Raw genomic sequence first — 24,533 nt, 5'->3', positions numbered from 1 at the left:
TACGGCATAGCATCACCTAACTATTAAACGGGTACCAGTGCTTGTTTATCATGGTATAAATACTACCCGTCTCGTTTGGAGATCTGCTCATGAGCACGGCTACTGCCCCCGTCACGGCTGAATACAACAATCGAAAACTGCTTGGCACTTTTTTACGCACGCGTCGTGAAAGTCTCGACCCTAATCGTCTGGGTTTGCCGCATATGCGTCACCGCCGTACACCCGGATTACGCCGTGAAGAAGTGGCGCAGTTAGCGGATGTCGGCGTGACCTGGTATACGTGGCTGGAACAGGGTCGCGATATCAAAGCCTCGCCAAAAACCCTGACGGCCATTGCCACGGCATTGCAGTGCAACGATGTCGAGACGCAGCATCTGTTTTCCCTTGCCGGACACTCGTTGCCATCGGTACGGGTGGCCGCTGCCTGCTGCAAAATCGCGGCGCATAATCAGCAGATGCTGGACGCGATCCAGTTACCGGCGATTATCGAAACACCGCGTTTCGATATTCTTGGCTACAACGCCGCATGGTGTGCGCTGATGGATGTGGATCTGGCCGGGATAGCTGTGGAAGATCGTAACTGCATCTGGCTGGCGTTCAATCATCCTGCCTGGCGCAAAGCGATGAGCGACTGGGACGACGTGATGCCACAAATGGTGGCGATGTTTCGAGGGCAAATGGGCGAACACCTTGGCGATCCGCACTGGGAAAGTTTTCTCGCTCGTTTGCTGAATAGCTCGGATGAATTTGCCCAAACCTGGCAACGCTACGAACTGGGCAAGGTGGAAAATCGGCTGAAGCGTTTTTACCGCGAGGAAGTGGGTGAAATGACGCTGCGCCAGAATAACTGGTGGTCTGCTTCACGCAACGGCGACCGCCTGCTGGTGTATGTACCGGATGATGAGCAGAGTGCGGCGTCACTGCAGAAATTGATGAAACGGTAAAAATCGGCCTCCTCAACACTATGCTCAACATCCAGTGATGCAAACGGCTGGAGCGGTCTTCAGGCCGCTGCAGCCGCACAACCTCAGAGTGAGGTCAGGGCTTCGAATTACCAGCGCTTTTCCGCAAACCAGGCCACCAGCCATTCGGTCAGGGCACTGATTTTCGCCGACTGAAGTTGGCTGGAAGGTTTCATCAGCCAGACGCCATCTTCCCCAACCGCCTGCCAGTCAGATAGCACCGGCACCAGCGATCCTTCGGCCAGCTCCTTTTGCACCAGCCAGTTGGCCGCCAGTAATACGCCCATGCCTGCCTGCGCGGCCAGCACCAGTGCATCCATTTCATCGCTTTCAAAACGCGTTTGCACCGGTACCGCGATTTGATGGCCGCCTTTCTCCAGCCGCCATTCCGGCCAGCTGTGCATTGGGGTAAATCCCAGACAGTCGTGTTGGCGGAGGTCCTGGGGCTGGCTTAACGCGGGATGACGATCCAGATAATCTGGCGCCACGCACAGCATTCGGCTGGTATCCGCCAGCTTACGCGCTATCAGTCGGCTATCGGTGAGCACGCCGATGCGGATCGCCATATCAAAATTATCCCCCAGCAAATCGACGTAGCGGTCGCTGCAATTCAGCACGATGCGAATATCGGGATAGGCCTGCAAAAAGCCCGGCAACGCCTGCGCCACCCAGCTGCGACCAAATGAGGCTGGCACGGTTAATCGGATGGTGCCCGCTGGACGCGCGGCCAGGGCCCGCGCTTCTTCTTCCGCTTCCCGCAATAGCTCATCAGCAAGTTCGATCTTCTGACGATAGCGCTGCCCTTCTTCCGTGGGACGTATCCGCCGCGTGGTGCGCTCAATCAGGCGAATGCCCAGCCGTTTTTCTAACGCAGCGATGCGGCGCGAGACCACGGAGATATCACGTCCTAACTTACGCGCGCCAGCGCTAAAGCTGCCCGCACGCACCACCGCTAAAAACGCTTCGCGTTGGCGAAAATCGTCATCCTGCATTATTGCTCCCTGTGCAATACTCATTTGGTTTTGGCATTGATTATAGCGCCTGTTTTCGCGACACACTGACTGAACTATGAAAACAGGCAGGAGTTTATAACCCACCTGATTTTAGGCCCCCATTGCAATACGGAAATGAATTATCATTCAAGTCTGTTAATAAGCTCTATAACAAAAATCGTTTATTGGTAATCCACATCCAGTATTGCAACTTTTTTATTATCATTAATATGTCTGAGCAGGGCCGTTGAAATGACGTTCCCTACCGACATCTTAATATTAACTTTATCGAACTCTACATTATCCGTTGTGACCTGGCTGTCACGGATGCATGTAATTTCCGCCATTGAATTAGAGGTTTGCGTGGTACAGGTAGATTCGACTATAAGTCCCGTAAAGGTAACCGTTCCGCTGGTGTCTGCATTCAGAAAAGCAGTGGCGGAATTTGGGTTATTGCTTGGTGAGATAATCTTGTAACAATGGCGTCATGAGTTTAATGAGACATTGTCAGCGTCATTCATGAGTAAAGAGGTGTTGAGATCAAATATAATCAGGTCTTACGCCTTCAATACTCATGGCTACGGTCAGGTCATCAGCGACTTTTCACATCGTCAAAAAAGGGATGATCATTTGCTGTACAGAAAGGCATGTTGTTCACCTGCATCATTAATATAACGAAATTCAATGCTAAATGAATCAGGAAAACCGATGAAAATGAAAAAAATTTGTCAGAAAAAGGTCGTATCAAAAGATCGGTGTCCCGCACATCAGAATTTAATGGTCCGGCGTGGAGGCTGACTGCAATCACCGAGAGATGATTAGCGGGATCCAGCACCCTTTCTACCGCTGTAAATTAAAACATTTTTTAAAAAACACTATTGACCTCTAATTCTATATGAGTAAATTAATACCCAGCAGCACAATAAAAATCGATATTAAGTTTCTGAATAGTACTAAGTTGTAATAACACCGTTTGGCTTTAAAGGCCACGAAGTTTATTGTTTGGGATGTAGTTGCTTTCAGGCCTGGTTATAAATGTGCTGGTTAGCAAAATGGTAGTAAAACGCGACGATGTAAGGCCTTGTTTTTTATCTGCTGACGGTGTGTTTTGTGTACGGTAAGTGGCTCAGCAACGGGCAACGCATCAAAGAGTCTATATCGCTATGGAGGATGTGCTTGTTTAAAGTTGCCACGCTCGGTTTCTGAAAGCGAAGGCAAGTGTTTGACGAGATAAATAGAGGGAGGCTTTTAGTATTCATACCCAATATTGTCTGAAGTAAACGGGTTCATTTAAACGCAGTACAAATAGCAGTATCATTCTATTAAGTCTATTAATGTCAATTCTGAAGTCCGACGTACCTTAAAAGCCATGGCTGCAATGGTCGGGGCTTTTAAGATAATCCCCCTCCTTTGAAAGCTAAGTTCTCATAAGAAACCGTCAATAAAACTCATCATAATGATCCCATTCGATACCCCTCTGATGCGCTATTGGTAGGGATGTACTGACTGTGGCTCGTTCCCATCGGTCATGTTTGTTCAATGATGTTAATGAAGTCATCGTTAAAAAGCACGACTAATGACCGTCTTTTGCTTATCGCTCACAAACAATGATTCTGTAAGTATGACGGTGATACCGCAGCCTTACTTCCTGAAGAAACAATGCCTCACTGTAATGTGAAAAGTGTGACGCATCTCTGTAACGAAAAACATTCTCCAAGGCTGCGCTGATGACCCGATAGCAGATGGCGATAATCCTTCTGTACCCAAAAGGGCACATGACGACTAAATCCTTGGTAATAATTCGGCTCCCATCAGGGAGCCATTTATTTCCGGTGCTTTGCAGCTGAGTTGTCGAAGAAAAACGGTCGATACATGTTTAAAGCGCGTCGGTTTGAAAGGCTGCCTACGCTTAACGCAGTAAATTACGGCCCTACACACCTGTTATAGTCGTCAATACAATATCACTTGCACAATGGTAATGACTGGATCTATCGACATGGCTGCGCATTGTTAATCTCCTACTGCGCGCTGTCAGCGCAAAATTAAGGGTCATGAACCGCGGTATATACTTTCCAGCCCGCAGGTTTCAGGTCAGATACCTGTATAACCGGGTTGAAGATTACTCCTGCACTGGTCGCGAAGTTTCCAGGAAAGCCACTTGTCGATCTCCTCATCAGGCAGGGGTCGAGAATAAAAAAAGCCTTGCGCTTGATCGCAACCATAATCCTTCAGCGCGGATACAACATTTGCATCTTCAACTCCTTCAGCCACCACCGTATAGTCAAGGTCCTTCAGCATGTTAATAATGCTGCGCGCAATGATACGGGATGCGGTATCCGATGAAATTTCACTGATAAGTGACTGATCCAGCTTAATGATGTCAAGAGGCATACGCCTCAAATAACCAATGTTGCTGGAGCCCGTGCCAAAGTCGTCCAGCGAGATATTAAATCCCTTCAGCTTCAGCCTTTCCAGCCCGCGCATAGCTGTTGGATTTTCGATAATACGTTCGGTCTCCATGCACTCGATGCCCAGCATTGAGGTGGGCAGTTTTGACCTGATCATCTTATCCTCCAGCATACTGGCAAAACCCTCGCGCGCAATATCGTGGCTCCCAACATTGATCGTAATGGGAAGCTGGATGGCGCTGTTGCGCAGCCTCTTTAGGCGGCCGATTGCACGGTCTGTGACCCAGCCCGTCAGTTTGCTGAGCAGCTCTGTCTGCTCTGCCAGGGGTACAAACAGCGCGGGTGAGAGCTCGCCACGAAGCGGATGGCGCCAGCGCACCAGTGCCTCCAGCCCCAAGGGCTGCCCGGTCCGCAGGCATATTTTCGGCTGATAAGCCAGCCACAGACCATTATCTTCTCTGATCGCGGCGACCAGATCGTTCATCAAAACTCCGTCATCCCTGGACTGGATATCGGACGTCTGGCTGAAGCGCATAGATGGCATACCCAATGCAATGGCCTCATGCAGCGCGCTGATGGCACGGCGAAGTGTTTCATGCGCTGGGGTTTCTCCGCAGACAAAAGTTGTCTCTCCTGTGCGGGTACTGAGAGCTAAATAGATGCCGTCCCCAAGTTCGGCGTTGATTCCCTCCATACGTTCTGCGATCCACTCGGCGCTCAGGGGACTGCCAGCTCGCGTCAGCAGGGCAAATCGCCCGGTGGCAATGGTATAAAGTGATTCACTTTTGGCTGGCCGCAGGCGCAGCGGCAGCAGTGTAGCCACATCCTTGAGCAGGGTTTCCAACGCCTCAATGCCAATTGATCGGGCGAGCTCATAGGCACGCGGCATGTCAATGCAGTCTATGAGTATGAGACGGCGAGGCGCAGGGTCTGGCGATGCAGCGAGATACTGCAGGTCGCGAATGAGACGCTGGCGATTGGGAAGTCCGGTGACCGGATCCACAAAACCGGCGGAGTGCCACCCCTCCAAAAAGGACATCACCAGCGAGGCCAACTGTGTAAGGGTTTCAAGCTGCTCCGCGCTGAACGAGTGAGGAGCGGTATCGGTGACACACAGCGTGCCAAGCACGATACCCTCACGATTTTTCAGCGGTACGCCGGCATAAAACCTTATGAAGGGGGCTCCAGCGATGAGTGGATGCATAACGAAGCGGGCGTCCAGCCTTGTATCCGGCACAATGACAGGGCTGTCGCTGTCCACCACATATCGGCAGAGGGCATTCTCGCGTGTCGATTGTGTAAGGGCAAAGTTATGTGCGGCCTGTACGTGCTGGTAGTCGTCATCGAGTACGGAGATAAAGCTACCGGGAATGCCAAGGGCCTGGCTCGCTAGCTGCACGAATTTGGACAACACCTCGTCGCGGCTTTCGTCTGGGTGGCGCAGCACATTCAGCGCCCGCACACGGCGATCGATGTCGCTGTTAAGATTTATTAGCATGAGTTCCTCCGCCCCGGCCTGGATCCGGTGCGAAATAAAAATTTGAAAGCGGTAAAAAGCCATTTTCAGAGATGCGACCAGAAAAAAATCAGGTGACTTCCCTCATCAAAATTCACTATAGGCGTGATTGGTTTTAGTGCCAGTTAATGACCATAGTGAAACGATTAAACCAGATAAAAATTTTGGTTTAACCCTAATTTAATAGGTTTTATTTCCCGCCCCATCAATTTTTATCCATTGATAGATATAGCAAAATAAGCTGAGGTTTCTGAAAATAAAGCAAGAATGACAGTGACTAAACAAATTTACAAAAATTTTCACCTTAAGTCGTTAGCGCCATACCGTGGAATCCACCGAAGTCTTCACGATAACCTTCCAAGTGTGGCTTTTTCAAATGGCTTTTATTGCTCTATGCCACAGACTTATTTCTGTATAAGAGTGGAATAAATGCTCATTCGTCAACACCTTAAATCAGCTGACGTGCTTTTTGTAAGGATTGAGTAAAAATAAAGAATTACCTGCGAAAGGAATTATAAATTTTTGATTCGGGCGTTAAAATAAAGAAAATCAATGATGAGTTTAAGATTTAAACCTTATGCCGAATGGTTTTGGCATCATGACGGAGAACCATCGCAACAATTGATTGTAATAAAAAATTCATAAAAAATTAATGTTTATCATTATGTTTAAACCTCATACAGGTAAGGAGTGTCCTTTGGGAAATCAGATTATGAATCGCCCCGTCATTGTCAGTTCCAATGTCAGAGAGCTTCGAATGGCTGCGGGTTTGTCGCAAGAGGCAGCAGCGGAGAGGTTCAATCTTAGCCTGCGCGTATGGCAAATGAAGGAGGCCACAAAAAATCCCGGTCTGCTGAGTCAGGGAGAATACGAATTACTTTTGCTCCTCGCCGGACGACATCCCTTTTATACCGTCATCCAGAACGCCAGGAAATAAAATGTTGGATTCAGTATGCCTCAAAAATGAGGCACGCGATGGCGAATTCGGACACATGTGCAGATGACCATGAAAGACACCTCACTTTTTCATAAAATTATGCGTCAGTAAAGCGCCCGAAATTACCGTAATTTTTTTATTTTTCTACAGAGAGATGAATCTGAAACTATCCTGCGCTGCTTGACTCCGACTCTTTTTTGAACATCAAAAAGGCGTTACGCAGATTTTCAATCAGATTATCCAGAATACCGAAAGAGAGTTGAATGGCTTCAGTGTGAATAAAAAGATCAGTGTCATTTTCTTTAAACCACTGCCAGAATACTGAATCTTTTGACAGCATGAGGATAACCTTCTGATATCGCTCAAGGTGATTTAAATTATTAATAAATGTTGTCACGTCGGCATATTTCTTATTCCTCATCTGCCATAGCAGCACGTTTGCATGCTCGCTGATAAGAATAAGTTCCTGATGTTATTGATGGTACGACGTTTTATCCATTATTATTTTTCATATCGGTTTTATTTTAAATTTTAGTGGGCCCGACGGTTTTGCTCACCGGGCCGTCATTTTCTCAAAAACTTTGCCAGCTACCTTCCAAATCTGCCTGAGGTGCTGCCCGATTTAACGATGGACGTGATACTGAAGTACGGGATGTTTCCGCGTTGATGGAATTCAACTCCTTCGGAGCGTTCAGGGTAAAAGCTGACACCAGATTATTTAGGGTAGAGGCCTGCTCCATGAGTGAGTGGGACGCTGCGGAGGCTTCCTCTACCAGTGCCGCATTTTGTTGTGTCACGTCGTCCATCTGGCTGACCGCCTGGTGCACCTGCCCTATCCCCAAGGTCTGCTCCTGAGCGGCAGCCGCGATTTCATTCACCAGATCGTTGACCTGCCGGATGGCGTCATTCATGCGGTTCATATTGTTGCCGACCTCTTCAGCCTGCGCTGAACCGGTGCGAACAAACTGCATCGAAGATTCAATCAGCTCTTTAATCTCCCGGGCAGAGGTGGATGAGCGCTGGGCAAGATTTCGCACCTCTCCGGCAACCACGGCAAATCCACGCCCCTGCTCACCAGCTCTTGCAGCTTCCACCGCGGCATTAAGCGCCAGAATATTAGTCTGAAACGCGATACCTTCAATAATGGAAATAATGTCGGTAATTTTCACCGCACTGCTGTTGATATCAGACATGGTCTGCAACATGCCCTGAACTTTATCCGTGCTATCATCTGATATCAGGCGGGTATTATGTGAAAGCTGGCTGGCCAACTGGGTATTTTCCGCTGTCTGGCGGACAGTTTCACTCAATTCTGACATGCTGGCAGCGGTCTGTTCCAGCGAGGCCGCCTGCTCTTCCGTCCTGGACGATAGATCCTCGTTACCGGCAGAAATCTGAGCCGATGCGGTACTGACAGAGCCAGAAGAGGCGCTCACAGATAACAGGGCTTTTGAAAAAGCAGCAATAAGATGATTAAAAGCCTTGGATGTCAGGCCAATTTCATCCCTACGGGATTCATCTGCACTCAGCGTTAAATCCAGATTATTACTGACGTTTTCCATAACGGTACGCATGCCACTAAGGCTGGTGCGAATGTTTCGTATGGTTAACATGGCCAGCGCACCCAGAAGAACGACGACCAGCGTTGAGCTTATCAGCATGCCCCAAAAGGTGAGGAAGTAGGTGCGATCATTTTTTTTGCGCAGTCCGTTACCAATTTCCAGATTAAGTTGGAGTTGTTTCTTATATCCAACAATCAGGTCACGAGCAAGCTGGCCGACTCCATTATTGCCCTGCAAGAGCGCAAGCGAAAGATTACTATTTAGGGCACGTGAACTCTCCAGAAAGGCAGGGAGTTTATTACTGAGCTCTTTCATAGTGGCTATTGCGCTCTCAGTCATTCGTCGGTCCTCATCACTAGAGATCTCATTCTCAAGATAAAATTGATTAAGGGCATTCATCTCATCTATCCGCGCATTAATCTCTTTCTCAACGTCAGACATTCTCGCTGCGTCTGGTGAAGTCAGGTGTCGGTACATCCAGATAGTGAGTTCGTTAGACCCACTGACCAATTTACCCAGATCAATAACAGAGGCAGTAGCGTTGGACTGAATGTAATGAAAGCGCGTTTGAAAACCTGAAATAACCACAAGAGAAGTAATAACAACAGCAATAATTGCTGCAGATAACAATGAGCAAATTAGGGTTAACCGCTGGGAAATATTCATGCTTATTCGCCTGATTTGAGAGAAGGAAAAACGTGAACTGATTCAATTGATCAGGTTATCGGCAGGGAGAATGAAATGCTTAGCATTAATATTTTATGATTAATTACCATCCTATTGGAGCGTCACACTGCAGTGTTGAACTCAACGTTATTGTCATTCTGGATGATAAGCTCACTAAACTGGGAACTCAGCGCAAATGCCATTTGGCCTGGCGTTAGATTGAGATGAAAGACGCAAATTGGTTTGTACTGTGACTGAGGATCATTGGCAGGACAATAAAATCTGGTTCTACGAATCAAAATTAATGGCAGAAAATCTCTTCTAAACATAGTGATACGTAAACTCCGAATACTTTAAACTGAGTTGCTGAAAAAAATTCGCTGAAGTCCCGTGCCAATCATCATAGAGCTTTCCTGACTTAGAAACCTTCGCTTGTTCGACTTTTTCTCTCGTCCCGCCACAAGCGTTCTTAAGCAGTAAATATCGCCACGTCCCTATGGTCTATATTAAGCCTGACTTAAGTAAATATGCGTGAGTGACAATTTTGCGCTAATGTTTACTGCATGATTTCCCTGATTACACACATTATCAACAGGAGCAGCACACATCTCATAAGGAGACAGATTATGACTGATTACCCCCCTACCGATTCTATTGCGAACCAATGCTTATCACTCATTTGAAACCGCAGGTTAGGGCATCGAACCCAGGTAAACGCCCTATTCTGGTACCTACCCCTTGAACTTAAACGCCCTCAATTCAATCATGAGTTCCGCAAAGCGAGGCGGTGCGGACGTTGACGAGGCGTGAGATGAGCACTATTTTTTGAGCGAGGTTCAAGACGATTAGCAACAAGGTTCCTCAGCCACAAAATTATCAAAAGATTGGCCAATCAACCCTGACCAGGCGCAGGGTATTTTAGGACGATAAAACTTTTCGGGGCGGGTGTTGATGAGATTACGTTCACTGCAGGTTCTCTGTCTGCTCAACTTCTTTATCGCTGATGTGCGGGATGGGCTGGGGCCGTTTCTGGGCATTTTTCTGGTATCCCACCACTGGCGAGCGGAAGAAATTGGTCTGGTGATGACATTGGGCGGATTAGCTGGACTATTGGCTACCTTCCCCGCAGGGATAATTGTCGATGCCACCCGTTTTAAACGACTGTTGATTGTTACTGCATCTCTGCTGATTACCTTAAGCGCCCTCGCCCTCTGGTATTTCCCCACATCTGCTGTGGTTATTTTATCGCAAATTATTACTGGTATTGCGGCAGCTGTCGTCGCGCCAGCGATTGCGGGTATCACCTTAGGTATCACCGGTCAAAAAGGTTTTTTGTCACAGATGGGACGAAACGAAGCTTTTAACCATAGCGGCAATATGACGGTGGCGGTGCTGGCGGCCATCACCTGCTGGATCTGGGGCACCGGTTCGGTATTCTTGCTGATGACCACAATGGCGGTGTGCGCGGTTTTATGCACTTTAGCGATCAACAAAAACGACATAGATCACGATGTGGCCAGAGGAATAGAAAAGCATGAAGGTTCTACCGTGTCTGTCTCTGTGTTGGCATTACTCAAGCGACCTGAACTGGCAGTAACAGGGATAACCTTGCTTCTTTTCCATCTGGCCAATGCAGCGCAACTGCCAATGTTAAGCATGCAGGTCGCCTCCTCTTCCACGGAGTCTCTGTTTTCACCTGGCACCTATGCTGCCCTCACGGTCGCTATTTCTCAAGCGGTGATGATCCCCGTCGCATTGCTTACCGCAAGGTATGCATCACGGTATGGTTATGCCAGACTTGTCGTTATTGCGCTGATTGTACTGCCATTTCGTGCGGCGATTGCGTCGTTCTGGAGCAATGAGTTCGTGTTGTTTCCCGTACAGGCACTGGACGGTGTCGCTGCGGGTATTTTAGGCGTTGCCGTTCCCGGACTTATCGCCTCATTATTCAATGGTTCAGGACATATCAACGCCGCGCTTGGGCTCGTTATGTTGCTACAGGGATTGGGAGCCTCACTCAGTCCGGCATTGGCTGGTGCCATAGTCAGCCACACCTCATGGAGCTTTGCCTATCTTGTTTTGGCAGGCATTGCGCTTTGCGCCGTTTTCATATGGATAATATTCAGCAAGCATGTGTTTAAATCACTTTAGCCTGAACAAAAAACGTTGTTGGGAATAATATGATGGCGATTGATTGACATAGCGCATGAATCACACGTATTAATCACGCTGATGAAAATCCCAAAAAACATCCCTGGCGCTCATTTTTATCCTGAATATCCTTTTCAGGCATAAAATTTTACTTTAGCCATCAATGTTTCGCCCCTTAACGTAGCGCCAGAAACGTTCCGCCGTCAGGTTTAAACGCGCGCCAGATCGATAAACATAAGCCGATATCTTCAGCGAAAGGCTGTGATCCATGATCGCCAGCCTTCTCTCCTCCAACTCGCGCTGAATCGAGTAATCCGGCAGCCAGCCAACGGCATCGCCTTTCAGGATCATTCTCTTCAGCAACTCGCTCATCGATGAAACGAAGGTCAGAATGAAGGTGGTATTGGGTATGCGATCAATCACCTGATTGACCTGACGCCCCATATAACTGTCATTGGCATACTTGACCAGCGGCAGTGTATCGCCATTGATGGAGAAAATCGGCTTACCGTGCTGGTCACAGGGTGAAACCAGGTGCAGCGCGGAATCGAAAATTTTGTGATTGATAAACGGATAATTCATCAGCTCTTCATTATAAAAGGACAGGATGAAATCACTTTTCCCCTCTTTCAGGTTAAATACGGCATCGTTGACGTTAATCGATTCAACAAAGAAAACTTTATCAGGGCTGTCACGGTAATCCGCCAGTATATCGGGCAGCAGCAGGACGGAAAGCGAAGGCGCCGCATCGATACGGATACTCTGCTTAAGCTTATCTTCCCCCTTAATTCGGCTGATCTGGAAGTCCATATCGTCGAGCATGTTCCTGGCATAGCCGACAAATATCCTGCCCTGCGGCGTCAACTGTGGCGGGTTCACTTCACGATTAAAGACGCTGAAACCCAGGTTCGATTCGAGTGCCTGAATCCTTCTGCTAAACGAGGATTGCGAAATATTTCGTCTCTCTGCCGCAAGCGTAAAGCTGCGGCATTCTTCTAATGCAATCACATCATAGAACCACTTCACTTCGAGGTTACTTAGCACGTCTTTTCTCCAATTGCAGCCCCCAATTCTATGCATTTTTTACATGACAAATGATTTATATGCAATTTCTGCATCAAAAAGCCAGTGCTACTATCCATCCCTTACTCGGGTCGGCCCTTGCCGCCTCGCCAATCATCCAATGAGTCAGGGTATTTTATGAGCGCAATTAAATCTGTCATGCAACATCTCTCAAGCCTTGGCATCAACGATGTCAGCGAGATTGTTTACAACCCGAGTTACGAATTGCTGTTCGAGCATGAAACGTCAGCCGAGCTTAAAGGCCCGGCGCGCGGAATATTGACGACGTCTGGTGCGGTTACCGTTGATACCGGCGAATTCACTGGCCGTTCTCCACGCGATAAATACATCGTTCGTGACGATGTGACGCGAGATACCCTTTGGTGGTCCGATGCTGGCCTGGGGCGCAACGATAATAAACCGATGTCCACTGAAGTATGGGCACACCTGAAATCGCTGGTAGCCGATCACTTATCTGAGAAAGCGCTGTATATCGTGGATGCCTGGTGTGGTGCCAGCGCGGATACCCGTCTGGCCGTGCGTTTTGTCACTGAGGTGGCCTGGCAGGCGCACTTTGTCAAAAACATGTTTATCGCCCCGACCGCCGAAGAACTGGCAAGCTTTAACCCGGACTTCACGGTGATTAATGGCGCCGGTTGCGTCAATCCGCAGTGGCAGGAGCAAGGGTTAAACTCGGAGAACTTTGTTGCCTTCAACCTGACAGAGAATATCCAGCTGATTGGCGGGACCTGGTACGGCGGCGAAATGAAAAAAGGGATGTTCTCAGTGATGAACTACCTGCTGCCGCTGAAGGGTATTGCGTCAATGCACTGCTCAGCGAACCGTGGCGAAAAAGACGACGTGGCGCTGTTCTTTGGCCTTTCCGGCACCGGTAAAACCACACTGTCGACCGATCCGCGTCGCCAGCTGATTGGTGATGATGAGCACGGCTGGGATGCTGACGGCGTATTCAATTTTGAAGGCGGCTGCTATGCCAAGACCATCAATCTGAAAGCGGAATCTGAACCGGAAATTTATGGTGCTATCCGCCGTAACGCGCTGCTGGAAAACGTTGTCGTTCGTGAAGATGGCAGCGTGGATTATGCCGATGGCAGCAAAACCGAGAACACACGCGTCTCTTATCCACTGTCGCACATCGAGAATATCGTGCAGCCGGTGTCTCGCGCGGGTCACCCTTCACGCATTATCTTCCTTGCTGCGGACGGATTTGGCGTGCTCCCTCCGGTTTCACGTTTGACGCCAGAGCAGATGCAGTATCACTTCCTTTCTGGCTTCACCTCCAAGCTGGCGGGCACCGAGCGCGGCATTACCGCTCCGACGCCAACGTTCTCAGCTTGCTACGGAGCGGCTTTCCTGATGCTGCATCCAACGCAGTATGCTGATGTGCTGCAGGAAAAGGTCGCACAAAGCGGTGCTGAAGTGTGGCTGGTGAATACCGGCTGGAACGGTGCAGGCCAACGTTTGTCGCTGAAAGATACGCGCCAGATCGTCAACGCCATCCTCGAAGGGGAAACTGGCGCAATGCGTGAAGAAACACTGCCGATCTTTGGCCTCGCCATTCCGCAGGAGATTGCTGGCGTCGATGTGAACACACTCGATCCGCGTAACGGCTGGGCATCCCCGGCAGATTGGCAGGAAGCGGCCGAGAAACTGGCACAGCTGTTTATCAATAACTTCAAACAGTACAGCAACAACGAGGCCGGTGCGCGTATTGCGCAGGCAGGTCCGCAATTGTAATTGATGGCATATAAGATGGATGTCATACAGTGGCACTCTGTCGCCGCCAGTGAGGCGCTAAAAGCTGACTGAACTGACGCTGCCCCGCGTAAAATCGCCGGGCAGCGTTATTAATTAATAGAGCAGAAAGAATGCCAGGCACAGTTAGCCTGACGTACTCAGTGCTTATGCTGATTTAAAACGAGCTTCCAACTTATCTAAAAAGCCAAACAGCACCTGATTCATCTCGCTGTAGTCGTGTGCACGAAGTTCTTCTGGCGTGTTGACGAACCGGTATTCTGCGGCGCGATTCAGATCTTTCTCTGAATGCGCGATCAGCATTTCCACAACCTCTAGCGTCAGTTCCATATGGCACTGGAAACCATATACGCGGTCTGAATACGCCACGATCTGGCGCGGGCAACCTTCGCTGTAAGCGATGATTTTTGCATCTGCCGTCAGACCCGGCATGTCGTTATGCCAGTGCCCCACTTCCAGCGTGCTGGCAAAGTGAGAGAACAGTTCGTCCTTACTACCCTCTTCTGTCAGCGTGATCGGGAATTTACCAATCTCTTTTTCAGGGCTGTGAGCGAAAGATGCGCCTAGCGCTTCACCAATCAGTTGTGAACCGAGACAGATACCGATAACGGCTTTACCGGTTTGAACCGCCGAAGCAATCAACGCCTGTTCACCTTTCGCATTAAAGTGCGGGCATTCAGCTAATGTGGTGGAGGGATCTTGTGGCCCTCCCATCACAATCAGAAAATCGATACCTTCCGCGTCTCCTGGCAACTTATCACCGGCGTAAACCCGCGAGTAAGACACATCATGGCCGTGATTAATGGCCCATGTTTCGTAGGCGCCGGGTGCCTCAAAATCTTCATGTACGATGAAATGTACGCGCATTGCAGAGAACTCCATGAGTAATGTACTGGCCTGTTCAGACCTTATTGGTAGCCTGAATCTGACGCTGCTGTGACAGAATCCCGGCCAGGGATTTTGCGATTAATTCAGTTTCGGGTGCATCAAGCTCAGAGACGGTGATCCGTAACCCTGAACGCGTGCTGTCCAGCATGAATCCTTCTCCGCCGCGAACCAGCCAACCCCGTTGCGCCATTTGCATTACCGTTGCCGCACTGTTGTGCGCTAAAGGAACCCACACGTTTAAGCCGTCGTGATGTTCTGAAACGGTGACGCCGTGCTGTTTCAACGCGCTGACCAGCAATTCTCGTTGGCCCAAATAGCGCCTGCGTGCGGCCAGAATGGATTGCTGAAAGTCAGGCGAACGCATATGGCCCGCAGCCATATCTTGCAAAATATGGCTGACCCAGTTTGTCCCGGCATTCAGGCGTTGACGCAGACGCTGTGAAGTTTCTTCATCACTGGCAACAAAGGCCATGCGCATATCAGGACCAAGAAACTTGGACAGGGAGCGGATGAGCACCCAGTTACGGGTATTTGCCGGAACAATGTGGTGATAATCCTGTGTTGAGAGCAGAGAAAAGTGGTCATCCACAATCACCAGTACCTGCGGATAACTTGCCAGCAAAGTACGTATGCCCTCTGCCCTGCCAGCGCTCAGGCCAAAGCCGGTTGGATTGTGGGCGCGAGGGGTAATGATCACCGCCTGGACGCCCGCAGAAAGCTGACGTGATAGTGCCTCAATCTGCATTCCTTCCGTATCCATTGCTACAGGCGCAGCCTGCAGACGATTGTGCCGCAAGGTGCTGATGCTACTCAGGAAGCAGGGGTCTTCAACCGCCACGCGATCGCCTGCAATCAGGTAACTGGCAAGCACCCTCTCAACCGCATCAACCGCACCGTTGGTCAAATTTAATTCAAAGTGAACATCGAGATCGGGTTGTAGCCATTCGAGACCCGCCGCCTCAAGTTCAGGGCGGATTTCCGGTTCGCCGTACAAACCCGGTGTATTTTGAATATGCGTAACAAGTTGGTTAACAGAGGGAAGAACCGAAGATGCAGGATTGCCACTGGCGAGATCGCGTATCGCCAGGCCCGGTGCGCTGCCTTCAATATCAATCGTCGCGATCGGTTCACGCACAATGGTGCCGTTTCTGCCTCTGGACAGCACAAAACCTGCATCCGTGAGGCGCTTATAGGCCAGAGCAACCGTGTTGCGATTAATGCCCAACTCACCGGCTAAATCACGTAGTGTAGGAAGCATCGTGCCGGGCGCGAGTTCACCGGACTGAATCTTTGCGCGAATCTGATCGAAAATATCACCCGCTGTTTTTCCGTTTATCTTCATTGATCTGGTACAAATAAAAGTTTAGCCTAGGTCAATGTTAATTGACTGCTGAGCGCTTGTCTATACGCCATGAAAAACACCGAAATCAGAACCTTAAATCCTGACACTCAGCCCCGTCACGACATGCATAATCGTTGGCCTCGCGCAGAGAGTGTGCAGGATTTCATCGACAATTTGGCCGCCGTGCAATCCCGAATCGATGCAGCTTGCCTGCGCGCGGGGCGTGATGTATCCGACGTTCGCCTGCTACCCGTCAGTAAAACCATGGATGAAAACCATATCCGTCTGGCGCATCAGGCCGGATGTAAGTTGCTGGGTGAAAACAAAGTGCAGGAAGCATGGGGGAAATCGCAGGCCATGTCAGATCTCACTGACTTGAAATGGTCTGTGATTGGTCATCTTCAGTCCAACAAAGCCAAACTGGTTGCCAGATTTGCCAGTGAATTTCAAGCTCTGGACTCACTCAACACGGCAGTGATACTGGATCGGCGTTTACAGCTTGAAGGCCGCACGCTGGAGGTGTTTGTGCAGGTGAATACCTCTGCTGAACCGAGCAAATATGGTTTGGTTCCTGAAAAGGTGGCGAACTTCATGGCGCACCTAAGTCCGCTCAAGAATCTGCATATTAAGGGGCTGATGACATTGGCAGAATTCAGCTCAGATGCCGATCGTGTGCGGGCCTGCTTTATCCGTTTGAGGAAACTGCGCGATGGACTTGCTGATGTGTATGGCCATTTGCAGCTGTCGATGGGGATGTCGGGTGATTTCGAAATCGCTATCGAAGAAGGCGCCGATGTTGTGCGCGTAGGTCAGGCCATTTTTGGTGCCCGATCGCTCCCAGATGATCACTTCTGGCCAACAGGAAACTAAGGCAATGATCACGACACACCGCCTCAGCGTGTACCTCAATAACAACCTGGTCGGTAATCTTGACTGTGAAAGTCATCAGGCCGATGCACTCATCACAAAAATTCAGAGCGCACTATCTGCCGAAGAGGGATGGTCTACTGTCAGATGGGTTTCGGATCAGGAAAAACGTATTCTTGAGAGTAGCCCTACGGGTATCAAACTTATAAGCAGTGAAAAGCTTTACCGCCAGGCATAAATCTATCGCGACAGTCGACACGCAGCGCCTTCAAGCAACGTGGTAATGTCGACGTCGAACTGTTTTCTGCTTTAAGGAAGCCAACATGACCACCTTCCATCAACTTACCGCCACCAGCCTGAGCGGCCAGCTTATCTCAATGGCGGATTACGCTGGCAAACTGGTTTTGGTGGTGAACACCGCCAGCCATTGCGGCTTCACGCCACAGTACGCAGGCCTTGAAACGCTTTATAGGAAGTATGCCGCCCAGGGGCTGATGGTGCTGGGGTTCCCTTGCAATCAGTTCGGTAAGCAGGAGCCCGGTGATGCCGACGCGATCTCGCAAACCTGCCACATTAACTACGGTGTAAGCTTCCCGATGTTCGAGAAGGTGGAGGTCAACGGAGCGGCTACGCATCCGGTGTTTAGTTATCTGAAAAACGAATTACCCGGCGTGCTGGGCGGTAGGATCAAGTGGAACTTCACTAAATTCCTCATCGGACGCGACGGCAAACCGATTAAGCGTTTTGCACCGTTCACCACGCCAGAGAAAATGGAATCTGCGATTATAGCTGCACTTGAAATCTAATCATTCCTGAGCGTCATTCGCGCTGAAAGATGCCATCTTTAATAATTGCGATCTTTCCATGGCGGACTTTAGAAACGTTAGTGCGCTGGGTATTGAGATTCGTAGCTGTATGGCACAAGGTGCCGATTTTCGCGGTGCCAGTTTCATGAACATGATTACAACCCGTACCTGGTTCTGCAGTGCATACATCACCAAAACAAACCTCAGCTACGCCAATTTATCCAAGGTGGTATTAGAGAAGTGCGAGCTATGGGATAACCGCTGGATTGGCACTCATATTCTGGGCGCAACATTCAGTGGTTCAGATCTCTCAGGCGGTGAGTTTTCTTCATTTGACTGGCCTTCCGCCAATTTCACTTATTGCGATCTGACTAACTCGGAGCTAGGTGAAATCGATGTGCGTGAAGTTGATATGCAGGGCGTGAAGCTGGACAACTACCAGGCCTCATTAATATTGCAGCATCTTGGCATCTCGGTTGTTAATTAATAAGCTGCATGTTAACCACTCATTTTAAATTTATCGCATTGCTTGAGTGAATGAATACGGACTGCCAGTAAACAACATATTATGGCAATACCGCTAGTCATCAGCACAAGGTCGATTGTCTGGCATGGTCGACCAAATACTATTCACCCCATCGTGTTGCCTTCACTCCTGTCACGGAATGAAGGCGCAGTGACGATGCCTAGGGGCCTGTGAGCTTAACCAGCATCAGTGAGTCCGTCTTGCCCACTGAGAACGCCCGTCCTTACGTCTCAAATCTTCGCGATTACTTATATACGTCAGCCTAAAAAAGCCGCTAAATCGGGGTTTCTCCCGGCAAATTGTAAATTTATGTCTATGCTGTATCAGGATCATGAGCTTTTGCTGGGTTCACTATGACGTTTTACTGTTTGTTTATAACTAGATATCAATCAAAAGTAATTGATTTTTAAGGGAATGGGAATGCTTAGTTTAAGACGTAAAAAGGTTAAACCGATGCGGTTGAAGGACGTGACAATCATTGATGATGCTCGTCTCAAGAAGGCGATTACCGCCGCCGCTCTGGGTAATGCCATGGAGTGGTTTGATTTTGGGGTATACGGCTATGTCGCAGCCGTTTTAGGCAAAGTTTTTTTCCCGGGTGCCTCGCCTGGCATTCAGATCATCGCCGCTTTGGGCACATTCTCGGTTCCGTTCATCATTCGTCCGCTAGGGGGAATGTTCTTTGGCGTATTGGGTGATAAATACGGCCGTCAGAAGATTCTGGCCATCACCATCATATTGATGACCTTCAGCACCTTCAGTATCGGACTTATTCCTTCCTATGCCACCATCGGCCTCTGGGCGCCGGTCTTGCTGCTGATTGCAAAAATGGTTCAGGGATTCTCGGTGGGAGGCGAATATACCGGTGCTTCAATCTTTGTGGCGGAATACTCACCCGATCGTAAACGCGGATTTTTAGGCAGTTGGCTTGATTTTGGTTCGCTGGTTGGCTTCGTCTGTGGCGCCGGTGTGGTTGTGCTGCTCACCACGATCCTGGGCCAGGAAACCTTCAATGACTGGGGTTGGCGCATCCCCTTCTTTATGGCGTTGCCATTAGGTTTAGTCGGCCTTTACCTGCGTCATGCGCTCGAAGAGACCCCAGCATTCCAGAAACATGTGGATTCACTGGAAGAAGGTTCCAAGCAAGGTTTGAGTGAAGGCCCTTCTGTTCCTTTCAAAGAGATTGCACGCAAACACTGGCGAAATCTGATCTCCTGCATCGGCATCGTTATCACCACCAACGTGGCTTATTACATGCTGCTGACTTATGTGCCGAGTTACCTGACCCACAATCTGCACTATTCAGAAGACCGTGGCGTTTTAATCATTGTCGTTATCATGCTGGCGATGCTGTTTGTGCAACCGGTGATGGGATTACTCAGTGATAAATTTGGACGTCGTCCGTTTATCATTATTGGTAGCGTGGCAATGGTGCTGTTATCCATTCCCTCCTTTATGCTGATTACTCATCACAGTTTAGTCGCACTCTTTTTCGGATTGTTGATTCAGGCGGTCATACTCAACTGTCTGATTGGCGTGATGGCCTCGACCCTGCCCGCGTTATTCCCGACAGAAGTGCGTTACAGCGCGTTGGCCAGCACCTATAACATCTCCATTTTGGTTGCGGGTATTACCCCTACCCTTACCGCCTGGTTAGTGGAAGTGACAGGCAACCTTTATATGCCGGCATGGTATCTGATGGTAGTGGGTGCGATCGGTGTGGTGACCGGTTTTACCGTGAGGGAAACCGCTAACAAACCGCTCTATGGTGACACCCCAGCTGCCTCCTCGCTTGAAGAAGCCAAAGAGTTGCTGCAGGAGCATCATGATGGCATTGAGCAGCGCATCGAGGATATTGATGAACAAATTGAGGAGTTGAAAAATAAACGCCGCAATTTAGTTGCTCAGCACCCCGAAATCACGCAATAAATAACAGCCGCTGCCTCAGGGCAGCGGATTCCCCCCTCAATCGCTCTTCCTGACACAGAAGACTTATTATCGTCTATACTTTCAGTGAGTTGGTTTATTCACTATTTTTAATTAAAACTCGATAATGATGAAATTGTTTTCATCAGAATCAATGATGGGTATTAAATTAATTTCATTATTAGCGAATAGATAGTTAGCAGATAACCGGATAGACAACGGTTACTGAATATGTAATTTACCTGACAATGATATATTGTCAGCAGAGAATGAGGGAAAATAATGCCATCGATATTTGATGAGTTATCTGACGCCCCTTCATGGGTGCCTGCTGTGTTACTTGTCACTCTCTCGCTTGTCGCGGGATTTCTGGCTCGATTTTTACTTCTTAGGTTTATACGTTACTGGCAGGATCGCGACAGGAAATTATTCAAATCACTTGAGAAGCATCTTCGTGGTTCAATGTTTCTATTTATTCCACTGATGTTAATCAACGTCGGAGCCGAGTATGTAAATATTCACCCCGATTCGCTTTCGTTCATTACCCCCACGCTGAATGTTTTCATAATATTGTCATTGTGCTCGATTTTAATAAGATTGACCAACGTCGCGCAGGACATGCTATTTATTCGCTATGATATTAATCTGTCAAACAACCTGCGCGCCAGGAAGATTCGCACCCAGATCATTTATGTCAAAAAGGTCGCGATTGTCCTCCTTGTATCATTCTGCCTTTCTCTAATTCTTATCAGCATTCCCGGCGTGAGAAAATTCGGCACCACTATCCTCGCCGGAGCTGGGGTGGCCGGCATCATTATCGGTTTTGCATTGCAGAAATCACTGGTTAATTTGTTTGCTGGCATTCAGATCGCTTTCACACAACCGATCAAAATTGATGATGCGGTTGTGGTTGAAAATGAATGGGGTTGGATTGAGGAGATCAACCTGACCTATGTTGTAGTACGTATCTGGGACCTGCGCCGTCTGGTGCTGCCAATTACCTATTTTACCGAAAACGCCTTCCAGAACTGGACACGCAATAATGCCCAAATATTAGGTTCGGTTTTTCTTTACCTCGATTATTCGATGCCATTAGAGCCACTCCGTCAGCATTTTGAAAAAGTTCTCAGCGAAACCAAACTTTGGGATCAACAAACGCAGGTGCTTCAGGTGACTGATACTACGGACAAAACCATGACGATTCGTTTATTAATGACCGCACAAAACTCCCCAACCGCCTGGGATTTACGCTGCTATGTGCGTGAGAAGATGATTGAGTTTATTCAACAGAATTACCCGCAGAGTCTTCCTCATGTGCGGGCGACGTTGACCGAGACTGGAGTATCTAATAGCACGAAAACGTTATCTTAGATGATACGCTTTCCTGCGTTTAAAGGTGGCAGCTCAAGCGGTAATGACGTATCTACGTTGTATCAACCTTAACGATGATATACAGTGTATCGACATTTCGCAGGAGGTTGGTTATGACCACGGTGACGTTAAAAAAATGGGGCAATAGTCCTTCAATCCGCATCCCTGCCAGCGTAATGCAATCTGCTGCGCTCAGTGTTGACGACAAACTGGAACTCAGCGTGGAAGATGGCAAATTGATACTTGTCCCGGTGAGAGAAAAGGAGTATTCCCTTGACGCTCTACTGGACGGCATCACTGAAGATAACGTCCATGAAAAAATTGATTTTGGACCTTCAGTTGGCAAGGAATTGCTCTAATGGTTTCACGTTTTGTACCCGATGCCGGAGACCTGATCTGGCTGGATTTTGACCCTACACTGGGGCACGAGCAGGGTGGACATCGCCCTGCTGTCGTCCTCAGTCCTTTTGCCTATAACAACAAAGTGGGCATGCTGCTTTGCGTTCCCTGCACCACTCAGGCCAAGGGTTATCCCTTTGAAGTCAACTTGTCAGGCGCACGTGAGAGTGTCGCGCTGGCTGATCAGGTGACCAGCATTGACTGGCACGCCCGAAAAGTGGTGAAAAAAAGCCATGTCACATCGAATGAACTGGCTGAGATTCGCGCCAAGGCGAAAGCGCTGATTGGATAAGCACGAAAACTTGCAGCCTGAAGCCGCCAGTTGTTCTTCAGTGCCCACGCCGCGCCCGCATCATCGCCAGCCTGAACTGGCGGACATCTTGTGGCGTCCAGCAGCGGCAGGACAACGGCGCGGTATCGTCAGCCGCGGCGGGTAGCGGGACTTTCTCTAGCGTGCCACGATTGCAAATCGCACAGGCTAAAGTGGCGGAGGGCACGCCAAGATAGCGCGCCACCTCCGGCAAGGTCATCAGTGTAGTACGCATCATAACCTCCTCGTTGCATGTGATTTAACTGACATGGTTGAGCAGTTTTCAGCGTAATTTTATGATCGCGATCAGGTGATGAATTCTTTTTGGTTAAAAAATAATCACAGCGTCATCAGCATCTCGTGCCACGCCATGCCGCCGTGATCGGACGCCGAAGGTTTGATGTACTGATAGCCGAACTTCTTATACAGATCAACGTGATGGGTTTTGCACATCAAATGGATGGTCTGTTTATCCATCTGCTTCATAAGCTTGATGAACTGTTGCATCATCAGTGTGCTGTACCCTTTGCCCTGATAGGCCGGATCGAGCACCACTGACATAATCACCACGTTAGGTGCTGCAGGATCGTGCCCGATTAACTCCTTAAATTCCTCATCTGACATCACCACATCCCAGGCGCAACCTGCATTGATAAAGCCAATGACTTGACCCTCGTTTTCAAGGCACATAAACCCTTGAGAATACTGTGCGATACGGGTTGCGATTTTTTCGCGCGTGGCAGCCTCATCGCCTTCGTAGGCATTAATTTCAATGGCATAGCAGCGATCAACATCGGCTAAGGTGGCACTTCGAAACTTTAGATTCGACACAACAGACCTCTAAACATAACATCTCGTGAGCGCCATATTAGCAGGGTGTCATGGGGAAAGGTTAAGAGAATAGAGCGCTGCATTGCTGCAGCGCTACCGTTTAAATCACTTCCACAACCCGATTTTCACGTGCGCTAACAAAAGCAGCATCCTGTACCGCCAGGACTTCAATCGCCTGCTCTGGCGTCACCGGAGGCTCACTGCCATCGCGTACCGCTTGAGCAAAAGCTTCGTAATAGGCGTGATAGGCACCTTGTTCAGAAGGCACCCGTTCTGAGCCTTGCGGCGTATTAAGTGTGCCCCAGCACTCAGGCTGCTCATTGCCCCATGCATCCCGATCGTCCGCCGGACGCTGGCCCGCAAAAATGGCCTGCGCCTGCACATCCGTCCCTTGTGAAACAAAGCTACCGGCATCGCCATACAGACGAAACTCACGGCAAACAAAGCGATTCAGTTTGGTGGCGGAAAGATAGGATTTAGTCCCGTTTTGATGAGTGAGCGTCAGCACAAAACTGGCGTCGGTCGGCCCTTCCGGCAGGTCGATAATATCCAGCTGAGCATAAACTGATTTTACCGGACCCAACAGGAACAGCGCCTGATCAACAATATGACTGCCTAAATCACGCAGCAGGCCGCCAGTTTCGCCGCCTTCGAGGGTATTGGCATCGTAAAATCCATACGATTATGCAAACGCCACACTTTTCCCACGCGATTTTGCTCAATCAGTTTTTTCAGCGTGCGCACATCATGGTCAAAACGACGGTTGTGATACACGCTCAGTACGACGCCTTTCGCTTTCGCGGCATTGGCCAACTCACGCCCCGTTTTCGCGTCGGGTGCAAAGGGTTTGTCGGCAATCACCGCCACACCCGCAGCAATCGCTTCCAGCACCAGTTCGCGGCGCGTTTGCGGTGGTGTCGTGATCGTGACGGCATCGACACCTGCCACCAGCATGTCGGTCAGGCTGGCATAGATCGGAATGTCGGGAAAATCCGCTCTCACGCGTGCAATAGTGGCTGGCGCACGCGCCACGATGCCCGCTAACTCCACGCCCTCAGCCGCATTAATGAATGGCGCGTGAAAGTGTTTGCCGCCCGTTCCATAGCCCACGATACCGATTTTCATGCTGCCTCCTTGTGATAGAGGAGGGTGGTAAGGCAATCAGTAATAACATAATCGCAACAACTAAAACTGCTCGCTCACGCAAAAATGGCACAAAAATATCATTTTTAGGA

At 49.2% G+C, this 24,533-nt stretch carries 22 protein-coding genes and 1 pseudogene; 12 read left to right on the top strand and 11 right to left on the bottom strand.

The features are described 5' to 3' along the window. Window positions 1-89 precede the first annotated feature (89 nt). Window positions 90-944, top strand: coding sequence for a helix-turn-helix transcriptional regulator (locus CRO33_RS15870; RefSeq protein WP_097118766.1), 855 nt, complete (start codon window positions 90-92; stop codon window positions 942-944). Window positions 945-1,051: 107 nt separating this feature from the next. Here CRO33_RS15870 and CRO33_RS15865 read toward each other — a convergent pair whose 3' ends face one another. Together CRO33_RS15865 and CRO33_RS15860 are read right to left on the bottom strand one after the other, a co-directional pair. Next, window positions 1,052-1,954, bottom strand: coding sequence for a LysR family transcriptional regulator (locus CRO33_RS15865; RefSeq protein ID WP_097118765.1), 903 nt, complete (start codon window positions 1,952-1,954; stop codon window positions 1,052-1,054). Between the two features lie 2,091 nt (window positions 1,955-4,045). Then, the gene (locus tag CRO33_RS15860) at window positions 4,046-5,860 is read right to left on the bottom strand and encodes a bifunctional diguanylate cyclase/phosphodiesterase (RefSeq protein ID WP_097118896.1); all 1,815 of its coding nucleotides are present in this window, start codon (window positions 5,858-5,860) and stop codon (window positions 4,046-4,048) included. 715 nt (window positions 5,861-6,575) lie between these two features. Between CRO33_RS15860 and CRO33_RS15855 the strand changes: the two genes are divergently transcribed. Next, window positions 6,576-6,815: a transcriptional regulator gene (locus CRO33_RS15855; RefSeq protein ID WP_176505782.1), complete on the top strand. Its 240-nt coding sequence runs from the start codon at window positions 6,576-6,578 to the stop codon at window positions 6,813-6,815. A gap of 166 nt (window positions 6,816-6,981) precedes the next feature. Here CRO33_RS15855 and CRO33_RS24625 read toward each other — a convergent pair whose 3' ends face one another. Both CRO33_RS24625 and CRO33_RS15850 read right to left on the bottom strand, forming a co-directional pair. Continuing rightward, window positions 6,982-7,155: a hypothetical protein gene (locus CRO33_RS24625; RefSeq protein ID WP_176505781.1), complete on the bottom strand. Its 174-nt coding sequence runs from the start codon at window positions 7,153-7,155 to the stop codon at window positions 6,982-6,984. A 232-nt stretch (window positions 7,156-7,387) separates the two neighbouring features. Further along, window positions 7,388-9,043, bottom strand: coding sequence for a methyl-accepting chemotaxis protein (locus CRO33_RS15850; RefSeq protein ID WP_097118764.1), 1,656 nt, complete (start codon window positions 9,041-9,043; stop codon window positions 7,388-7,390). Between the two features lie 951 nt (window positions 9,044-9,994). Here CRO33_RS15850 and CRO33_RS15845 point away from each other — a divergent pair. Continuing rightward, on the top strand, window positions 9,995-11,194 hold the full coding sequence (locus tag CRO33_RS15845) for an MFS transporter (RefSeq protein ID WP_097118763.1): 1,200 nt from the start codon (window positions 9,995-9,997) through the stop codon (window positions 11,192-11,194). A gap of 153 nt (window positions 11,195-11,347) precedes the next feature. Here CRO33_RS15845 and CRO33_RS15840 read toward each other — a convergent pair whose 3' ends face one another. Beyond that, window positions 11,348-12,238, bottom strand: a complete 891-nt coding sequence (locus tag CRO33_RS15840) for a LysR family transcriptional regulator (protein ID WP_097118762.1) — start codon at window positions 12,236-12,238, stop codon at window positions 11,348-11,350. 156 nt (window positions 12,239-12,394) lie between these two features. On the opposite strand from CRO33_RS15840, the gene pckA reads away from it, so the two are divergent. Further along, window positions 12,395-14,014, top strand: coding sequence for a phosphoenolpyruvate carboxykinase (ATP) (pckA, locus tag CRO33_RS15835; protein WP_097118761.1), 1,620 nt, complete (start codon window positions 12,395-12,397; stop codon window positions 14,012-14,014). A 165-nt stretch (window positions 14,015-14,179) separates the two neighbouring features. On the opposite strand, the gene CRO33_RS15830 is transcribed toward pckA, so the two are convergent. Continuing rightward, window positions 14,180-14,899 (bottom strand): type 1 glutamine amidotransferase, encoded by a 720-nt coding sequence (locus CRO33_RS15830; RefSeq protein WP_097118760.1) that lies wholly within the window; start codon window positions 14,897-14,899, stop codon window positions 14,180-14,182. Window positions 14,900-14,933: 34 nt separating this feature from the next. Further along, window positions 14,934-16,262, bottom strand: coding sequence for a MocR-like B6 salvage transcription factor PtsJ (gene ptsJ / locus CRO33_RS15825; RefSeq protein WP_097118759.1), 1,329 nt, complete (start codon window positions 16,260-16,262; stop codon window positions 14,934-14,936). Window positions 16,263-16,331: 69 nt separating this feature from the next. On the opposite strand from ptsJ, the gene CRO33_RS15820 reads away from it, so the two are divergent. The 8 genes and pseudogenes from CRO33_RS15820 to mazF all read left to right on the top strand — a co-directional run bounded on the left by CRO33_RS15820 (window position 16,332) and on the right by mazF (window position 22,449). Further along, on the top strand, window positions 16,332-17,132 hold the full coding sequence (locus CRO33_RS15820) for a YggS family pyridoxal phosphate-dependent enzyme (RefSeq protein ID WP_097118758.1): 801 nt from the start codon (window positions 16,332-16,334) through the stop codon (window positions 17,130-17,132). Between the two features lie 4 nt (window positions 17,133-17,136). Continuing rightward, the gene (locus CRO33_RS24300; protein WP_101749444.1) at window positions 17,137-17,367 is read left to right on the top strand and encodes a cytoplasmic protein; all 231 of its coding nucleotides are present in this window, start codon (window positions 17,137-17,139) and stop codon (window positions 17,365-17,367) included. Between the two features lie 85 nt (window positions 17,368-17,452). Continuing rightward, window positions 17,453-17,935, top strand: coding sequence for a glutathione peroxidase (locus CRO33_RS15810; RefSeq protein WP_097118757.1), 483 nt, complete (start codon window positions 17,453-17,455; stop codon window positions 17,933-17,935). A 22-nt stretch (window positions 17,936-17,957) separates the two neighbouring features. Further along, window positions 17,958-18,422: pseudogene (locus CRO33_RS15805) on the top strand (Qnr family pentapeptide repeat protein); the annotation flags it as partial. A 459-nt stretch (window positions 18,423-18,881) separates the two neighbouring features. Then, window positions 18,882-20,390 (top strand): glycine betaine/L-proline transporter ProP, encoded by a 1,509-nt coding sequence (gene proP, locus CRO33_RS15800; protein ID WP_097118755.1) that lies wholly within the window; start codon window positions 18,882-18,884, stop codon window positions 20,388-20,390. Between the two features lie 279 nt (window positions 20,391-20,669). Further along, on the top strand, window positions 20,670-21,758 hold the full coding sequence (locus CRO33_RS15795) for a mechanosensitive ion channel family protein (RefSeq protein WP_097118754.1): 1,089 nt from the start codon (window positions 20,670-20,672) through the stop codon (window positions 21,756-21,758). Between the two features lie 113 nt (window positions 21,759-21,871). Next, window positions 21,872-22,117: an AbrB/MazE/SpoVT family DNA-binding domain-containing protein gene (locus CRO33_RS15790; RefSeq protein WP_058961633.1), complete on the top strand. Its 246-nt coding sequence runs from the start codon at window positions 21,872-21,874 to the stop codon at window positions 22,115-22,117. Next, window positions 22,117-22,449 (top strand): endoribonuclease MazF, encoded by a 333-nt coding sequence (gene mazF, locus CRO33_RS15785; protein ID WP_097118753.1) that lies wholly within the window; start codon window positions 22,117-22,119, stop codon window positions 22,447-22,449. The genes CRO33_RS15790 and mazF overlap by 1 nt, the downstream gene beginning before the upstream one ends. Before the next feature lie 37 nt (window positions 22,450-22,486). Here mazF and CRO33_RS15780 read toward each other — a convergent pair whose 3' ends face one another. The 4 genes from CRO33_RS15780 to CRO33_RS24835 form a co-directional block, all read right to left on the bottom strand. Further along, on the bottom strand, window positions 22,487-22,705 hold the full coding sequence (locus CRO33_RS15780) for a hypothetical protein (protein ID WP_441339543.1): 219 nt from the start codon (window positions 22,703-22,705) through the stop codon (window positions 22,487-22,489). A 101-nt stretch (window positions 22,706-22,806) separates the two neighbouring features. Further along, the gene (locus CRO33_RS15775; protein ID WP_097118751.1) at window positions 22,807-23,298 is read right to left on the bottom strand and encodes a GNAT family N-acetyltransferase; all 492 of its coding nucleotides are present in this window, start codon (window positions 23,296-23,298) and stop codon (window positions 22,807-22,809) included. A gap of 100 nt (window positions 23,299-23,398) precedes the next feature. Beyond that, window positions 23,399-23,884 (bottom strand): Gfo/Idh/MocA family oxidoreductase, encoded by a 486-nt coding sequence (locus CRO33_RS24840; protein WP_369682979.1) that lies wholly within the window; start codon window positions 23,882-23,884, stop codon window positions 23,399-23,401. A gap of 29 nt (window positions 23,885-23,913) precedes the next feature. Then, window positions 23,914-24,423 carry a Gfo/Idh/MocA family protein gene (locus CRO33_RS24835; RefSeq protein WP_237448818.1) on the bottom strand — a complete coding sequence of 170 codons (510 nt, stop codon included), beginning with the start codon at window positions 24,421-24,423 and terminating at the stop codon, window positions 23,914-23,916. Window positions 24,424-24,533 lie beyond the last annotated feature (110 nt).

The sequence above is a fragment of the Pantoea sp. GL120224-02 genome, from assembly GCF_900215395.1.
GTDB lineage: Bacteria > Pseudomonadota > Gammaproteobacteria > Enterobacterales > Enterobacteriaceae > Pantoea > Pantoea communis.
This window is presented reverse-complemented; position numbering and strand designations above follow the sequence as displayed.

Bases quoted from the DNA above. Each gene is read 5' to 3' on its own strand.
- CRO33_RS15870 (WP_097118766.1), top strand. From the start codon at position 90: ATGAGCACGGCTACTGCCCCCGTCACGGCTGAATACAACAATCGAAAA.
- CRO33_RS15865 (WP_097118765.1), bottom strand. From the start codon at position 1,954: ATGCAGGATGACGATTTTCGCCAACGCGAAGCGTTTTTAGCGGTGGTG.
- CRO33_RS15860 (WP_097118896.1), bottom strand. From the start codon at position 5,860: ATGCTAATAAATCTTAACAGCGACATCGATCGCCGTGTGCGGGCGCTG.
- CRO33_RS24625 (WP_176505781.1), bottom strand. From the start codon at position 7,155: ATGCTGTCAAAAGATTCAGTATTCTGGCAGTGGTTTAAAGAAAATGAC.
- CRO33_RS15850 (WP_097118764.1), bottom strand. From the start codon at position 9,043: ATGAATATTTCCCAGCGGTTAACCCTAATTTGCTCATTGTTATCTGCA.
- CRO33_RS15845 (WP_097118763.1), top strand. From the start codon at position 9,995: ATGAGATTACGTTCACTGCAGGTTCTCTGTCTGCTCAACTTCTTTATC.
- pckA (WP_097118761.1), top strand. From the start codon at position 12,395: ATGAGCGCAATTAAATCTGTCATGCAACATCTCTCAAGCCTTGGCATC.
- CRO33_RS15830 (WP_097118760.1), bottom strand. From the start codon at position 14,899: ATGCGCGTACATTTCATCGTACATGAAGATTTTGAGGCACCCGGCGCC.
- ptsJ (WP_097118759.1), bottom strand. From the start codon at position 16,262: ATGAAGATAAACGGAAAAACAGCGGGTGATATTTTCGATCAGATTCGC.
- CRO33_RS15820 (WP_097118758.1), top strand. From the start codon at position 16,332: ATGAAAAACACCGAAATCAGAACCTTAAATCCTGACACTCAGCCCCGT.
- CRO33_RS24300 (WP_101749444.1), top strand. From the start codon at position 17,137: ATGATCACGACACACCGCCTCAGCGTGTACCTCAATAACAACCTGGTC.
- CRO33_RS15810 (WP_097118757.1), top strand. From the start codon at position 17,453: ATGACCACCTTCCATCAACTTACCGCCACCAGCCTGAGCGGCCAGCTT.
- proP (WP_097118755.1), top strand. From the start codon at position 18,882: ATGCTTAGTTTAAGACGTAAAAAGGTTAAACCGATGCGGTTGAAGGAC.
- CRO33_RS15795 (WP_097118754.1), top strand. From the start codon at position 20,670: ATGCCATCGATATTTGATGAGTTATCTGACGCCCCTTCATGGGTGCCT.
- CRO33_RS15790 (WP_058961633.1), top strand. From the start codon at position 21,872: ATGACCACGGTGACGTTAAAAAAATGGGGCAATAGTCCTTCAATCCGC.
- mazF (WP_097118753.1), top strand. From the start codon at position 22,117: ATGGTTTCACGTTTTGTACCCGATGCCGGAGACCTGATCTGGCTGGAT.
- CRO33_RS15780 (WP_441339543.1), bottom strand. From the start codon at position 22,705: ATGATGCGTACTACACTGATGACCTTGCCGGAGGTGGCGCGCTATCTT.
- CRO33_RS24835 (WP_237448818.1), bottom strand. From the start codon at position 24,423: ATGAAAATCGGTATCGTGGGCTATGGAACGGGCGGCAAACACTTTCAC.